11 protein-coding genes are annotated in these 15,344 nt (G+C 42.5%); 5 read left to right on the forward strand and 6 right to left on the reverse strand.

Features of this window, described 5'->3' with window-relative positions; all coding sequences use genetic code 11:
• The first annotated feature begins 444 nt into the window (after window positions 1-444).
• Entirely contained in the window at window positions 445-1,641 is a 1,197-nt protein-coding gene (locus D0S24_RS05510) for an MFS transporter (protein WP_147321438.1), read from the forward strand.
• A gap of 98 nt (window positions 1,642-1,739) precedes the next feature.
• Here the strand turns inward: D0S24_RS05510 and leuB are convergent, their stop codons facing one another.
• The 5 genes from leuB to D0S24_RS05535 all read right to left on the reverse strand — a co-directional run bounded on the left by leuB (window position 1,740) and on the right by D0S24_RS05535 (window position 8,854).
• Window positions 1,740-2,795, reverse strand: coding sequence for a 3-isopropylmalate dehydrogenase (gene leuB / locus D0S24_RS05515; protein WP_117018862.1), 1,056 nt, complete (start codon window positions 2,793-2,795; stop codon window positions 1,740-1,742).
• Between the two features lie 131 nt (window positions 2,796-2,926).
• Window positions 2,927-4,465, reverse strand: a complete 1,539-nt coding sequence (locus tag D0S24_RS05520) for an alpha-isopropylmalate synthase regulatory domain-containing protein (protein WP_117018863.1) — start codon at window positions 4,463-4,465, stop codon at window positions 2,927-2,929.
• 127 nt (window positions 4,466-4,592) lie between these two features.
• Window positions 4,593-5,189 (reverse strand): 3-isopropylmalate dehydratase small subunit, encoded by a 597-nt coding sequence (gene leuD, locus D0S24_RS05525; protein WP_117018864.1) that lies wholly within the window; start codon window positions 5,187-5,189, stop codon window positions 4,593-4,595.
• Between the two features lie 125 nt (window positions 5,190-5,314).
• Window positions 5,315-6,724 (reverse strand): 3-isopropylmalate dehydratase large subunit, encoded by a 1,410-nt coding sequence (leuC, locus tag D0S24_RS05530; protein WP_117018865.1) that lies wholly within the window; start codon window positions 6,722-6,724, stop codon window positions 5,315-5,317.
• Window positions 6,725-7,291: 567 nt separating this feature from the next.
• On the reverse strand, window positions 7,292-8,854 hold the full coding sequence (locus D0S24_RS05535; RefSeq protein WP_117018866.1) for a M28 family peptidase: 1,563 nt from the start codon (window positions 8,852-8,854) through the stop codon (window positions 7,292-7,294).
• Between the two features lie 308 nt (window positions 8,855-9,162).
• Between D0S24_RS05535 and D0S24_RS05540 the strand changes: the two genes are divergently transcribed.
• From D0S24_RS05540 to D0S24_RS05555, 4 genes are all read left to right on the forward strand, one after another.
• Complete coding sequence (locus D0S24_RS05540) at window positions 9,163-10,083, forward strand: dihydrodipicolinate synthase family protein (RefSeq protein WP_117018867.1); 921 nt, start codon at window positions 9,163-9,165, stop codon at window positions 10,081-10,083.
• Window positions 10,084-10,160: 77 nt separating this feature from the next.
• A complete protein-coding gene (locus D0S24_RS05545) occupies window positions 10,161-11,744 on the forward strand; it encodes an aldehyde dehydrogenase (NADP(+)) (RefSeq protein WP_117018868.1) in 1,584 nt (527 codons plus the stop codon).
• 4 nt (window positions 11,745-11,748) lie between these two features.
• Window positions 11,749-12,756 carry a 4-hydroxyproline epimerase gene (locus D0S24_RS05550; protein ID WP_117018869.1) on the forward strand — a complete coding sequence of 336 codons (1,008 nt, stop codon included), beginning with the start codon at window positions 11,749-11,751 and terminating at the stop codon, window positions 12,754-12,756.
• 4 nt (window positions 12,757-12,760) lie between these two features.
• Window positions 12,761-14,011 carry an FAD-binding oxidoreductase gene (locus tag D0S24_RS05555; RefSeq protein WP_117018870.1) on the forward strand — a complete coding sequence of 417 codons (1,251 nt, stop codon included), beginning with the start codon at window positions 12,761-12,763 and terminating at the stop codon, window positions 14,009-14,011.
• A 159-nt stretch (window positions 14,012-14,170) separates the two neighbouring features.
• On the opposite strand, the gene D0S24_RS05560 is transcribed toward D0S24_RS05555, so the two are convergent.
• Window positions 14,171-15,337, reverse strand: coding sequence for an efflux RND transporter periplasmic adaptor subunit (locus D0S24_RS05560; protein WP_117019321.1), 1,167 nt, complete (start codon window positions 15,335-15,337; stop codon window positions 14,171-14,173).
• Window positions 15,338-15,344 lie beyond the last annotated feature (7 nt).

The raw sequence follows: 15,344 nt of genomic DNA on the forward strand, positions 1-15,344 counted from the left end.
ACTAAACTTCCGACCACAAGACAAATGAATTTTAATATCGTCATGGAAAAAAATTTATGTCATAAAAAGGCTAAAAATTAAGATCTCCATGTCTTAAATATTTCCCAATACGATTGGAAAACTACTATAAATAAACCCTATTTGAGCAAAGAGTCGTACTTTTGCCGCTTTTTTAGAGCCTGTTTAGAATTTGTTTTTGGAATTTATTATAGGGTATTTTTTCGTCAGACAAAGGTATTTTAAGACGCATAGCCATAGCTACGAGCCGAAAAAATAGCTGAAGTATGGCGGAAAAAGGCGCATAATTAAACCGAAGGATAAAATTTAAACAGGCTCTTACAGGATATAAATGAATATAAATAGGATAATTATCCATAGCAATACGAGAATACCTTGCTGTAATATTGTACCTGTATTAATGTCATAAATAATAATATTATGAGTATGGACAAATCGAATAAAAAAGCGTTGCTTGCCCTAGGGGTAGGAGGCTTTGGTATAGGGATGACCGAGTTTGTAATTATGGGTATTCTACCGGACGTGGCCAATTCTCTTCAAATAAGTATTCCACAGGCAGGGCATTTTATATCTGCCTATGCCCTGGGGGTGGTAATTGGTGCGCCCACTTTAACGGCCATGAGTGGAAAATGGCCGGCACATAAGGTGTTGCTCTTTTTAATGTTATGGTTTACAGTTTTCAATACCCTTTCCGCATTTTCAACAGACTATGTTACTTTAATGATCGCCCGATTTCTATCGGGATTGCCACATGGAGCCTTCTTTGGGATCGGTGCTGTAGTGGCAGGAAAGTTGGCCAAAGAGGGGAAAGCCGCACAGGCCATAGCCACTATGTTTGCCGGACTTACAATAGCCAATGTAATAGGGGTTCCCATTGGCACATACCTTGGGCATCATTACAACTGGAACCTATCGTTTCTTATGGTCGGTATTGTTGGTATCGCCGCAATGGCCTGTATTTACTTTTGGATCCCAAAAATGGAAAAATCCTCCTCTGCAGGATTCTTCAAGGACCTGCAAGTATTTAAAAGAGTGGAAATATGGTTGCTCATCCTACTGACTACCATCGGTACCGGAGGCTTCTTTGCCTGGTATAGTTATATAGCCCCTTTGCTGACCAATGTATCCGGACATTCGGAAAGCATGGTTAGTTATGCCATGATTTTGGCCGGGATAGGAATGGTTTTTGGAAATTTTATCGGGGCCAAAATGGCGGAGATATTTAGCCCGTTAAAAGCGGTCATCATCAGCTTGTCCTTAATGGTAATGGTACTGATAATCAACTTTTTGGTGGCAGCCAATCCAGTGGCCATTTTAATTTTAACGTTCATAATTGGTATAGTTTCCTTTATGGTGGGCACACCAATTCAATTGGCCATAATAAGGGCATCCAAAGGATCTGAAATGCTTGGATCTTCCATGAACCAAAGTGCCTTTAATATGGGTAATGCCTCCGGAGCATTTTTTGCCGGATTGCCCATAGCCATGGGGTTTGGATTTACCTCCGCAAGCTTGGTAGGGGCCCTCATGGCCGGTACCGGGATAACCATAGCAGTGTTGATCTTGGTATTTTCCAAAAATAGGGCGGTCAGTACCAAAAGAAAAATGGCATTCAATTCGTAACCCTGGGTTAAAAATTTGTTGAAAAAAAGGGCGTCCATTACTGTTTTGGATGCCCTTTTTTTATGGATTCCTGCCTCTAAGCAGAAATGACACTTTCCTTAAACGTTCTTTGCCAACCAATCTCCAATTTCACTGGTCTTATAGGCCTTTCCCCCTTCAGCCAAATCTTCAGAAACCACACCTTCTGCCAAAGATTTGTTTACGACATCGCGAATGGCCTGTGCCTCCTCCTTCAAATCGAAATCTTCGAACATCATGGCAGCAGAAAGTACGGTGGCCAACGGATTTGCAATATCCTTCCCGGCCGCTTGCGGATATGATCCGTGAATAGGCTCGTACAATCTGGTCTTGGTTCCTACGGAAGCCGAGGGCATTAATCCCATAGACCCTGAAATTACGGAAGCCTCATCGGTCAGGATATCGCCAAAAAGATTTTCGGTTATTATTACATCATATCCTTTGGGCCATTGCACCAAACGCATAGCAACTGCATCAACAAACTCGTAGGAAACCGTTACTTCCGGATAATCCTTTTCCATGGCCTGTACGGTCTCCCTCCACAGTCTGGAAGATTCCAAAACGTTGGCCTTATCAACACAGCAAAGTTTTTTGGATCTGACCATGGCCATTTCAAAACCTTTTTTGGCCAAACGCTGAATTTCCGCACGGGTATAGGTCATAGTGTCAAAAGCAGTATTACCATCATCCTTCCGCCCGCGTTCCCCGAAATATACTCCACCTGTCAATTCTCTAAGAATAATTAAATCCGTACCCTCTATACGTTCGCGTTTCAAAGGGGATTTATCTATAAGTGATGGAAAGGTAAAAGTGGGCCTCACATTGGCAAACAAACCCAGTTTCTGCCTCATTTTCAGCAATCCCTGTTCTGGACGTACCTTGGCAGAGGGATCGTTGTCGAATCTCGGATGCCCTATGGCCCCGAATAAAACGGCATCCGCAGCTTCACAAATGGCATGGGTTTCATCCGGATAAGGCTCCCCAACCGCATCAATTGCAGCTGCACCTGTAAGGGCCGGCGTCCAGCTTATCTCGTGATTGTATTTCTTAGCTATGGCATTGGATACTTTTACCGCTTGATCAATAACTTCAGGACCTATCCCATCTCCTGCTAAAAGGGCAATTTTTAATTTCATGTGTTTATATTTATTGTTTTTCAAATGTCACATGTAACATCCAAATAATCATTCCGCCGTGTGACAAAATCTTTAGTCATGGATGTTTCATTTATTCTTGCTTTTTGCCATTCGCCTTGCGTCTGGCATGGTTATAATTGTTTGTGTTTTTCTTGGATGATATTCAACATTTTCTCGGTCGCTTTTATGGCCGAGACGGTTTGATCGGAGTCCAACCCCCTGGAAATAAATTCCTTATCCCCGTTTTTCCATGTAATGATGGTTTCGCAGAGCGCATCGGAATTACTCCCTGGCGGAATCCGTACCGCATAATCCACCAAAGTAGGCAATTCCAATTTCTTGGATTTATAAATTTTTCTCAAGGCATTCATAAAAGCATCATATTGCCCATCGCCCTGAGCATGTTCTTCTATAAGTTCCCCATTAATTTCAAGGGATAGGGTAGTGGATGGCTTTAAACCTTTGGAATGGGTAAGCACATATGATTTAACAAATACTTTTTGCTGATAGGTCCCGCTATCCAACACATCTGAAATAATGTAGGGCAAGTCCTCCTTGGTTACCTTTTCCTTTTTATCCCCCAGTTCAATAATACGGGCCGTAACCTTCTTTAATTCATCATCGTTGAGCGTTAACCCCAGCTCCTGAAGATTTTTTTGGATATTGGCCTTTCCCGAGGTCTTTCCCAATGCGTATTTGCGTTTTCTCCCAAATCGCTCAGGTATCAAATCATTAAAGTACAAATTCTTTTTACTATCCCCATCAGCATGGATCCCCGCAGTTTGGGTAAAAACATTGTCGCCCACGATTGGTTTGTTGGCAGGAATTCCAAATCCGGTAAAGGCGGAAACCAACTTGCTTACCTTGTAAAGGGAAGATTCGTTCACGGCCACTTCTATTTCGGGCATAAAATCGTTGATGACCGCAATAGCACTTGCCATGGGAGCGTTTCCGGCCCTTTCACCCATACCGTTTACGGTTAAATGAAGTCCATGACAACCCGCCTTTAATGCCTCCATAACATTGGCAACACTTAAGTCATAATCGTTATGCCCATGAAAATCGAAATGCAACTTGGGATAACGCTGTACTATCTCCGATATATAATGGTTGGTTTCGGTGTAGGTAAGGATCCCCAAAGTATCGGGCAACAACACCCTTTTAATTGGTTGCGTGGCCAGAAAATCTATAAATTGGAAGACATATTCCTTGGAGTTTCTCATCCCATTGCTCCAATCCTCCAAATATACATTGGTAGAAATGCCTTCCTTGGCCGCTTCGGCAATGATATTCCCTATTTCGGTAAAATGTTGTTGTGGAGTTTTCTTAAGCTGGTGCGTTAGGTGGTTCATAGAACCTTTGGTCAAAAGATTCTGGACCTTGGCACCGGATTTTTTCATCCAGTCGATAGATACACCTCCATCCACAAATGTCAATACCTCAACACGGTCCAAATATCCTTTGGAACCGGCCCATTCGGTGATCTGCTGTACCGCTGACAGTTCGCCTTCCGACACCCGGGCGGAAGCTACTTCAATTCTATCCACATTCAGCTCATCCAACAGCAACTTGGCCAAAGTAAGTTTTTCGGATGCAGAAAAGGACACCCCCGAGGTCTGTTCCCCATCCCGAAGGGTGGTGTCCATTATTTCAATTATTCTTCGTTTCATTTATGCAGATCTAGTAACCGTATCCCAATTGACCAATAACTTAAAATACAGTAAAATGCCTACTCAACCTATCAAGACTAAGGGAACCCCAGCTCAGGTCTATGGCACATATACTGCATGCAATATTTTATAGTGGAGTATCTTCGGCAAATTCCCTGATATTCTCTTTGATGTTCAAAAGATAATCAATATCATCGAAGCCGTTCAGCATATTATCCTTTTTATAATTGTTGATGTCAAAACTTTCGGACTCCCCGGTTGTAGATAAGGTAATGGTCTGTTCAGGTAAATTGACCACCAATTCTGTTTTTGGATCCGCATAGATAGCTTCAAATATTTTTTCTAAAAACGGAGCACTAACTTGCACGGGCAATACACCAATGTTTAAACAATTGTTTTTAAAAATATCGGCAAAAAAACTGGATACCACACACCTAAATCCGTAATCGTAAACTGCCCAAGCGGCATGCTCCCTTGAAGAGCCTGACCCAAAGTTTTTGCCCCCCACCAAAATTTTGCCATTAAAGGTAGGATTGTTCAGGACAAAATCCTCTTTTGGACTGTTATCGGAATTGTAACGCCAATCCCTGAACAAATTGTCCCCAAAACCTTTACGCTCCGTCGCCTTAAGAAAACGGGCCGGAATTATTTGGTCCGTATCCACATTTTCGATAGGAAGCGGAACCGCAGTTGTTTTAAGTATATTAAATTTATCGTATGCCATGTTATTTAAACTTAGGTGCTCAGCGCCCAGCGCTAAACGAAAATTAAACTTTATTTTATCACAAAATTATAATGACCTGAATAAAACCCTCCGGAAGCTATAATTTATAAGGAATGCTTTAGGTTTTAAACCAATTCCTCCTGCATCAGCTCCCTAGGATCGGTAACCATTCCGGTAACGGCTGCAGCAGCTGCAACCAACGGACTGGCCAAAAGTGTTCTGGAACCTGGACCTTGTCTACCTTCAAAATTTCTATTGGAGGTACTAACGGCATATTTACCGGCGGGTACCTTGTCATCGTTCATGGCCAGGCATGCAGAGCATCCGGGCTCCCTCAATTCAAAACCGGCTTCCTGCAAAATATCCAAAATTCCTTCTTCCTTAATAGCTGATTCTACCTTATGGGATCCAGGTACCAACCAAGCAGTAACGTTAGGGGCTTTTTTTCTACCTTTTACCAAGGAAGCAAAGGCTCTAAAGTCTTCAATACGGCCATTGGTACAACTTCCCAAAAACACAAAATCAATTGGCTTTCCAATCATATTATCCCCCTCATTGAAGGCCATATATTGAAGTGATTTTTTGTAAGTGGCAACACCGCCCTCCACAGATTCTGCCTTTGGAATACCATTGGAAATTCCGATACCCATTCCTGGATTGGTTCCGTATGTTATCATAGGTTCAATATCCGCAGCGTCAAAAGTTATTTCTTTATCAAAAATGGCGCCCTCATCCGTTTTAAGCGTTTTCCAATATTCCATGGCCCTGTCCCAATTGGCACCTTCAGGAGTAAATTCACGTCCTTTGATATATTCGAAAGTTTTTTCGTCCGGAGCTATCATCCCTCCCCGGGCTCCCATTTCAATACTTAGGTTACAAACTGTCATCCTACCTTCCATGGTCATATTCCTAAAAACATCTCCTGCATATTCCACAAAATACCCCGTGGCACCCGAGGTTGTCAATTTAGAAATTATATATAGGGCCACATCCTTTGGGGTTACGCCCTTACTAAGTTTTCCATTTACATTAATACGCATGGATTTGGCTTTCTGCTGCATAATGCACTGGGTGGCCAATACCATTTCTACTTCGGAAGTTCCTATACCAAATGCAATAGCCCCAAATGCTCCATGGGTAGACGTGTGCGAATCACCACATACAATGGTAGCGCCTGGCTGGGTAATTCCATATTCCGGACCTACCACGTGTACAATTCCATTTTTTTCATGTCCAAGACCCCAATATGAAATTCCGTGTGCCCTGGAATTTTCCTCCAACGCTTTCAACTGGTTGGCCGATAGGGGATCCGCAACCGGTAAATGCTGGTTTATGGTAGGAGTGTTGTGATCTGCGGTAGCAAAAGTACGTCCTGGATACATTACTGGAATACCCCTACTTTTTATGCCTAAAAATGCTACCGGACTGGTAACTTCGTGAACCATGTGACGGTCAATGAACAATACATCCGGCCCATTTTCTATCTTATGAACAACATGGGAATCCCATACTTTATCAAATAACGTTTTCTTCATTTTATAGGGTTATGATTTACAATCTAAGATTAAATGTTGGTAAAGAGGCACAAGGCCTACTTTTTTACTAACATGCAAAATTAAGACTATCTTGTAAATCATTGAAATTAATATAGGAATAATTACGATGTTCAACATAAAAGTTACCTATTGTTTGGAATATAACCTTCTCCTATTGTTTATGTCAATATTCTACTCCCGAATAATTTGGGACGGGCCAGGGAGTACCAAAGTCCTTAATTATTTTGAATAAAAAAGGTGGACGATCCAAATTCATCCACCTTTTTGAAACTGCTATCTAGAAGATTTTTCCTTAGTACACGGCAAAAATAATTTCCGCAAAATTTCCATCGATTTTTGACCCCGACCCTAAAGCCCGCCTGTCCGCCCGTTTCGGTACGGACGGGAACGAATTAGTCGGGCAGGGGAGGAATCGAGGAAAATCAGGTTTCCCTGCCTACCGGACAGGCAGGCTTTAGTCCCGATAGCTATCGGGAGAGGTAAACCTGATTTTCCGAGAAACCTTGTTAAGACAATTTTTGTTATGTATTAAAGTATCTTTTTAAATCATCGAGTGGCTTTATCCACCTTTAAACGGGCCTCCCTGTTTGCTATTTCCCAAGCGGTTAAAAACACCAGCCTAGTTCTGTTTTGGAGCAGGTCATAATTAATTTTGTCCGGGGTATCTCCCGGTTGGTGATAGTCCGCATGCGTTCCATTAAAATAGAATATAATGGGGATATTATTTTTTGCAAAATTATAATGATCACTTCTGTAGTAGAAACGGTTGGGATCATTTTCATCGTTATAAGTGTAGTCCAACTCCATATTCATGTATTTTTTGTTGACCTCTTCAGACAACTCATGGAGTTCCGTGCTCAACTTATCCGAACCGATCAAATAAATATAATTTCTATCTCCCTGGCGATTCGGATCTATTCTCCCAATCATATCAATATTTAGATCGGCCACCGTTTGGGACAAAGGAAAAATAGGATCGTGATCCGCGTAATATTTTGAACCCAAAAGACCTTTTTCCTCTCCGGTAACATGTAGAAATACGATAGATCTTTTAGGGCCGTTACCATCATCCGCGGCCTTTTTAAAGGCTTCCGCAATCTCTAAAACACCAACGGTTCCAGAACCATCATCATCAGCGCCATTAAAAATTTCCCCTTCATTATTCACACCGACATGATCAAGATGGGCTGAAATAATTACATACTCATCGGGCTTTTCCGATCCTTTAATTACAGCTACTACATTCTCCGACTCCACCTCCTCACTATCACTTACAATATTCAGGGTCAATTTGATGGAAACGTTTTTAGAAGTATTTTCAGATTTAATATTGGGAAGAATGGCATTTGCTACAGGGGTATCAATAAAAAAACTAAAAAAATCCTCTTGCACCTCATCCTTCAGCCCCATACTTCCACTGTCCTGTCCCTGCATATAATTAAACCTATTCTTAAAACGGCCATAGTTGTCTTCATCATAATAGAGTACTCCAATGGCACCTTTGCCAGATGCCAATTCCATTCTTTTTCCAATAGATTCGGACATATTGCTCCAAACAGACATTTCATTTGAGCCCGAAAGCGTATAGGTTCCGTCAGCGTTCCTAGGTTCTCCAGCCTTCATCAGGACTATTTTACCTTTTACATCCACTCCTGTATAATCCGAATAATTCCCCTCTTCAATACCATGGTTTACATATACAATATCCCCATAGGTACCCGTAGCCGCCGTAAAGGTCAACAATCCATTACCATTTTCGTATTCCTTCCCATTGATGGAAATTGCTCCCTTAGGCAATTTACTTATGACCAATGGCACATTTTGAAAATAATTCCCGTCCGATTGGGCAGCAGGAATATCCAGTTCAACATATTCCTTTTTGAGATATTCAACTGCCAATTTTTGACCCGGCTCCCCGGTATCCCTACCTTCAAATTCGTCCGAAGCATAGGTATAGAGATGTTCCTTTAATTCTTCTTCTGTGATGGTTTGGGCATAAACCTGAGGGTCTACAAGGGTTCTTATCGGTTCAATTTGTTGGGAAATAGTTTTTTGTGATGAGTTGCAGGCAATGGAAAATCCTAATGCAACAAAAAGTATTTTTTTCATTGAGTTCATTTAATTAGTTCAGAATTTTCCAAAAATAGGGAAATCTGAAAGAAAGAATCTTACTATTTTTATAAAACTGTTCGGATCATCGGTGATGGTATTCTATAAGGTGCACAGTTTATTTGGAAGAAGGAACCATGACCTTTTGGAAATGTAATGGTTTGGGAACCGGAACTCACTCCAAGTTTCTTCCTTTTTCCCCATTGGAAAAACCAATAAGTCAATATACACTCATATTCGGCTAATATTTCTCCATGATAAGGTATTTGGATGCCTTAAATTTGTAATTCAATACAAAAATTATTGTTATGCACATAAAATGGGAAGGCGTAATGCCTGCAGTTACCACCAAATTTACACATGAGGACACCCTGGACCTAAAAATGTTCGAAATAAATATTTTGGCACAGCTGGATGCCGGAGTAAGCGCTATTATATTGGGCGGCACCCTTGGGGAGGCCAGTACCTTAACGGATGATGAAAAGAAGATACTGGTGCAGGAGACCGTGAGAATCGTTAGCGGTAAAATTCCTGTAATCATGAATATAGCCGAACAAACAACAAAGGGTGCCATTGAAGCAACTTATAGGGCCAAGAAATATGGGGCAAGTGGTTTAATGATGCTTCCACCCATGCGCTACAAAGCGAATAATTTTGAAACGGTGACCTACTTTAAGGAAGTGGCCATGAGCACGGATTTGCCTATAATGGTATACAACAATCCAATAGATTATGGTATCGAGGTTACCTTGGATATGTTCGAAGAATTGTTGACCATGCCCAATATACAGGCTGTAAAGGAATCTACCCGCGATATCTCGAACATTACGAGGATCAAGAATAGATTTGGCGACCGATTAAAAGTGTTGACAGGAGTGGACACTTTAGGGTTGGAAAGCGTGCTCATGGGCGCGGACGGATGGGTAGCCGGGCTGGTCTGTGCCTTTCCCGCAGAAACCGTAGCCATATATAGCTTGGCCAGAGCCGGAAGAATTAAGGAAGCCTTGGCCATTTACAGGTGGTTTTTACCTTTGTTGGAACTGGACATCAACCCCCAATTGGTGCAAAATATAAAATTGGCCGAAGTAGCTACCGGAATTGGAACGGAGCAAGTAAGGGCCCCTAGACTACCTCTACAAGGGGAGGACAGGGATAGGGTCTTGAAAATAATAGCGGAAGGGATAAGGACCAGACCCAGCCTTCCGGAGTATAAAGCAGCGTTGGTTTAACCAAATAAGCTTCTAAAGTGTTACTTTAGTCAGGGAAACAGAAGTTCATTTGAACCAATAATTAGAAAATATTTAAAATGATTACAGGGAAAAACTTTATAGGAACAGTTACATCGGCCGGGAACAATAAAACTTATTCAACGTTCAATCCAAAATTAAACAAACCTACGGAATGGATTTTCCATGAGGCTTCCCAGGAAGAGGTAAATGCCGCAGTGGAAAAAGCGGCGATTGCATTTGAAACCTACCGAAACTTCCCGGACAGAAAAAAAGCTGAATTTCTGAAGGCTATTGCCAGCGAAATTGAAGCCTTGGGCAATGAATTGATTGCTGTTTATGTCCAGGAATCCGGATTGCCCGAAGGCAGGGCAATAGGGGAGAGGGGCAGAACAATGGGGCAACTACGGGCTTTCGCCACCTTATTGGAGGAAGGTTCCTGGGTAGAGGCCACTTTAGATACCGCGAAGCCGGATAGGGAGCCATTGCCAAAAGTGGACATTAGAAAAATGTTGCTTCCCATTGGTCCCATTGCGGTTTTTGGTGCCAGCAATTTCCCACTGGCATTTTCTACCGCAGGGGGGGATACTGCCAGTGCTTTGGCCGCCGGATGTCCCGTAATTGTAAAAAGTCACCCAATGCATGCCGGCACGGGGGAGTTGGTAGCTTCTGCAATTGCCTTGGCCGCCAAAAAGACAGGTATGCCCGATGGAGTTTTTTCCAATCTAAATAGTAGTGATTCGCAGGTAGGGCAATTGTTGACCATGCACCCCAAGGTGAAAGGCGTTGGTTTTACAGGCAGTACAAAGGGCGGTATGGCCCTATATCAATTGGCCGCTGAGAGAAAGGAGCCAATCCCCGTGTTTGCCGAGATGGGAAGTATCAATCCTGTAGTGGTGCTACCGTCTGCCCTAGAGCAGAAAGGGTCTGAATGGGCAGCACAATACGCCGGTTCCATTGTGCTCGGAGCGGGACAATTTTGTACCAATCCTGGACTTATCATTGGTATAAAAGGAGAGGCAATGGATGGTTTTATTACCAAATTGGGCAAGGAAATTGAAAAATTGGAGCCTTCTTGTATGTTGCACCCCAATATTTATGAAGGCTATGAAAAAGGGAAAAAAGAATTATCCTCCCAAGCCAAAACGATGGAAGTTGCCTCTTTTAAAGGTGAAGTTGCCCCTAATTTTGCCGGACAAAAAATATTGACCGTTGCCGCCAAAGACTTTTTGGACAATCCAGTGCTACATAAGGAGGTATTTGGCCCCTTTTCAATCGTTGTCCAATGTCGGGACAAAGGGGAGCTGCTTACCGTAATCCAGCATTTGGAAGGACAGTTGACGGGAACTATTCTCGGTACGGAAACCGAGATCAAAATGAGTCAGGATGTAATAAATGCGTTGGTCAATAGGGTAGGACGCATCATTTTCAACGGAGTGCCTACCGGAGTGGAAGTTTGCCCATCTATGATGCACGGAGGTCCATTTCCATCCACTTCTGACAGTAGGTTCACCTCCGTGGGAACTTCGGCCATAAGACGTTGGGTAAGGCCGGTAGCCTTTCAAAATTGGCCGGAAGAATTGTTACCGGATGCCCTAAAAACCAATAATCCTTTGAAAATCATGAGGTTGGTAAACGGCGAGCATACCAAACAGTCTCTCTAAAATAATGGGTAGGAAGACATTTTTTTGTGTGGATGCCCATACCTGTGGGAATCCCGTTAGAGTTGTTGCCGGGGGCGGACCAAATCTCCTTGGTGCTGACATGAGCGAAAAACGCCAACATTTTTTGCGGGAGTTCGATTGGATCAGGAAAGGATTAATGTTCGAACCTCGTGGCCATGACATGATGAGCGGGAGTATTTTTTACCCCCCTTCGGATCCGGCCAACGACTTTGGGATACTGTTCATTGAAACCAGCGGCTGTCTCCCCATGTGCGGACATGGTACCATTGGGGCTATAACCATAGGGGTGGAGGAAGGCCTACTTATGCCTAAGGAACTAGGAAAAATAAGAATGGAAACCCCTGCCGGTTTGGTACATATTGAATACCAACAAACAGGCAAAAAAGTGGATTGGGTAAAATTAACGAATGTTAAATCATACTTGGCCGCATCAGAACTTAGCGTGAACTGTTCGGATTTGGGGGAACTCGTTTTTGATGTTGCCTACGGAGGCAACTATTATGCTATTATTGACCCTCAAAAGAACTTTAAGGGTATTCAGGAGTACTCCGCTGGCAAGTTGGTTCAATTTAGTCAAGAAATAAGGGAGAAAATAAATCTCAAATACCCCAACAGGTTTATCCATCCGGAGAATCCTACCATCAACAGTGTTAGCCATATAGAGTGGACAGGAAGCACCATATCCCCGGAAGCCACGGCAAGAAATGCTGTTTTCTATGGGGACAAGGCCATAGACAGGTCCCCTTGTGGTACAGGAACCTCTGCGAGAATGGCACAATGGTATGCCAAGGGAAAACTAAAATTGGGGGATCAGTTTATCCATGAGAGTTTTATAGGTTCCCAGTTTGTTGGAAAAGTGGAGGAAGAGACTACTCTGGCAGGAATAAAGGCCATTGTTCCCAGTATTAAGGGATGGGCACAGGTCTATGGCCATAACCATATCCTTATAGATGATGATGATCCCTATGCCCACGGTTTTCAAGTAATTTAATAGGATGGTAAAAGATGTTTTAATAATAGGCGGAGGAATTGTAGGCCTCTGTTCCGCCTACTTTTTACAAAAAAAAGGTCATAGGGTTACCGTGGTGGACAGATCGGATATTACTTCCGGGGCCTCTTTTGTCAACGCCGGTTATATTACCCCTAGCCATATTGTTCCCTTGGCCTCTCCGGGAATGATCTCAAAAGGAATTAAATGGATGTTCAATTCGTCCAGTCCATTTTACATGCAGCCCCGGTGGGACACCGATTTTTTTAAATGGTCATGGTATTTTCATAAATCCTCCACCAAAGAAAAAGTAGCCTTGGCCATACCCCTGATCAAGGAAATAAACCTGCTTAGCCGGGAACTTTTCACCTCCATAAGGAATTCAGGGGATCTTGGGGGTTTTCAACTGGAACGAAAGGGACTATTAATGCTATACAAAACCGAAAAGGAAGGGGAACATGAAATTCAAGTGGCAGAAAAGGCCTCCTCTTTGGGCTTGGAAGTTAATTTATTGAATAAAAAAGAGCTGGACAATCTTCAACCCAATGTTACCATGGACGTCAAAGGGGCCGTTCATTATGAGTGTGACGGACATACCACCCCGACGGAGTTCATGAAAAAAATGCTGGAATATCTAAAGAAAAACGGAGCAATTATTAAGACCAATGAAGAGGTCGTTGATTTGGCCACAAGGGATGGCCGCATTACAAAGGTAACCACCAATAAAGAGGACTATTTTCCGGAGGAAGTTGTCATGGCCGCAGGCTCATGGAGCAATGATCTATCCAAAAAAATGAACATAAAACTTTCCCTGCAGGCAGGGAAAGGCTATAGGATAAATGTACCAAGACCTACCGGAATCACCATTCCTGCCATTTTATTGGAAGCCAAGGTAGCGGTAACCCCAATGCTGGAATATACGCGGTTTGCCGGCACTATGGAATTCTCTGGAATCAACGATGTTATTAGAAAACAAAGAGTGGAAGCTATTGCAAATGCAGCTACCCAATTCTATCCGGAAATAAAAATAAATGGGGAAGAAAAGGCGGATGCCAAAAGTGGATTGCGCCCCGTTTCACCGGACGGACTACCGTATATTGGCAAACATAGTTCCCTTAACAATTTAACTTTGGCCACCGGGCATGCCATGATGGGTTGGAGTCTAGGCCCGGTAACGGGAAAATTGGTGTCGGAAATAATATCGGACCAAAAAACAGCTATGGATATAAGCGGCTTTTCCCCAAATAGACGTTTCTAGAATTTTAAAAAAATGCTCCCTCATGTTAGGTCCATCAAAAATTTCCAACTTCTATTCATCACCCATAAATTTTAATCCCATTAAAACTAGGTATAGTTCCCAGATTTTCTGCACCGAAATAGGATAAGGCTTAAATCGTTTGATTACCTCCCGGGATCCCTAATGGCTTTCCGAAGACTCCCCCAACAAATAAAATGCCCCTTTAACAATAACCTGGTCACTGGCCTTTAAATTGCCCTTTTTTGTGATCGCCGTATATCCGTTATAACTTTCCCCTATACCCACCGTCCTAATCTCAAGAACATATTCTTCATCTTTTTCCGAGACCAAGGACAAAACGTATTGGTTATTGTCATGAACAACCACACTCTCGGTGGGCAGGGCATCCATAAGCTCATTAGAGGTAATTATGGCTGCCTCAACAAACATCCCGACCGCAAAATTATGGTTTTCATCATCGTTCAAATGCCCGTGGACTTTTACCGTTCTACTATCCGCATCAATGGAGGTACCTACCAAATATACTTCGGCCGCATAATATTCCTCCGAGGCCTCCGAAATCTTAAAGCGTATTTTTTGACCTTTTTTGACCTTCAGGATATCCTTTTCAAAAACGGACAACTCCAGGTGAATATGATCTGTGTTTACGATTTCCATAATTTCATCGGCAGGGGAAACGTACATCCCTTTATTAACGTTTACTTTAGTTATACTTCCATCTATAGGGGCAAAAATGGTTGCTTCGGATATCAGTATTCCCTTTTCCACATTTTCCGGAGAAATATTCAACATTTTTAATTTTTGCCGTAAACCGTTGTACCTGGAAAGATTGCGCTTGTATTCGCTTTCCGCCCTTAAAAAATTCTTCTGCGAGCTTATCTGCTCGGCTACAAGACTTTTTTGGCGTTCAAACTCGGACTTAAGAAAATTAAGCTGTTCAAAGCTTTCCTGATAATCCTGTTGCATTTGGATGAATTCAGGATTTTCCAATGTTAGTAAAGGCTGTCCTTTTTTTACTTTATTTCCGATCAAAAGAGGGGTTCTTTTTATATAGCCTCCGGCAAAGGCGCTTACTATTGCCTTGTTTTGGGGAGAAACGTCTATAGTCCCTGTAACCGCTACTTCTTTGGGAAAATCTTGTTGACTAAGACGTCCCAATTCCATGTTCCCTCCTTTAAACTGGGCTTTGGAAACGGTTATTCTATTGGCCGGTTGTTCACTTTCCACATTATTGCCGGTACCGTTATTTTTTTCAATGGAATCCCCACAAGACAACATACTGAACATGAAGATAGTAACTGGAATTATATATAGTAATCGTGACATAGTATTC

The organism is Arenibacter sp. P308M17 (assembly GCF_003426735.1).
Classification (GTDB): Bacteria; Bacteroidota; Bacteroidia; order Flavobacteriales; family Flavobacteriaceae; genus Arenibacter.

Excerpts from the sequence above, each read along its gene's own strand:
- D0S24_RS05510 (WP_147321438.1), top strand. The coding sequence starts at position 445 with ATGGACAAATCGAATAAAAAAGCGTTGCTTGCCCTAGGGGTAGGAGGC.
- leuB (WP_117018862.1), bottom strand. The coding sequence starts at position 2,795 with ATGAAATTAAAAATTGCCCTTTTAGCAGGAGATGGGATAGGTCCTGAA.
- D0S24_RS05520 (WP_117018863.1), bottom strand. The coding sequence starts at position 4,465 with ATGAAACGAAGAATAATTGAAATAATGGACACCACCCTTCGGGATGGG.
- leuD (WP_117018864.1), bottom strand. The coding sequence starts at position 5,189 with ATGGCATACGATAAATTTAATATACTTAAAACAACTGCGGTTCCGCTT.
- leuC (WP_117018865.1), bottom strand. The coding sequence starts at position 6,724 with ATGAAGAAAACGTTATTTGATAAAGTATGGGATTCCCATGTTGTTCAT.
- D0S24_RS05535 (WP_117018866.1), bottom strand. The coding sequence starts at position 8,854 with ATGAAAAAAATACTTTTTGTTGCATTAGGATTTTCCATTGCCTGCAAC.
- D0S24_RS05540 (WP_117018867.1), top strand. The coding sequence starts at position 9,163 with ATGCACATAAAATGGGAAGGCGTAATGCCTGCAGTTACCACCAAATTT.
- D0S24_RS05545 (WP_117018868.1), top strand. The coding sequence starts at position 10,161 with ATGATTACAGGGAAAAACTTTATAGGAACAGTTACATCGGCCGGGAAC.
- D0S24_RS05550 (WP_117018869.1), top strand. The coding sequence starts at position 11,749 with ATGGGTAGGAAGACATTTTTTTGTGTGGATGCCCATACCTGTGGGAAT.
- D0S24_RS05555 (WP_117018870.1), top strand. The coding sequence starts at position 12,761 with ATGGTAAAAGATGTTTTAATAATAGGCGGAGGAATTGTAGGCCTCTGT.
- D0S24_RS05560 (WP_117019321.1), bottom strand. The coding sequence starts at position 15,337 with ATGTCACGATTACTATATATAATTCCAGTTACTATCTTCATGTTCAGT.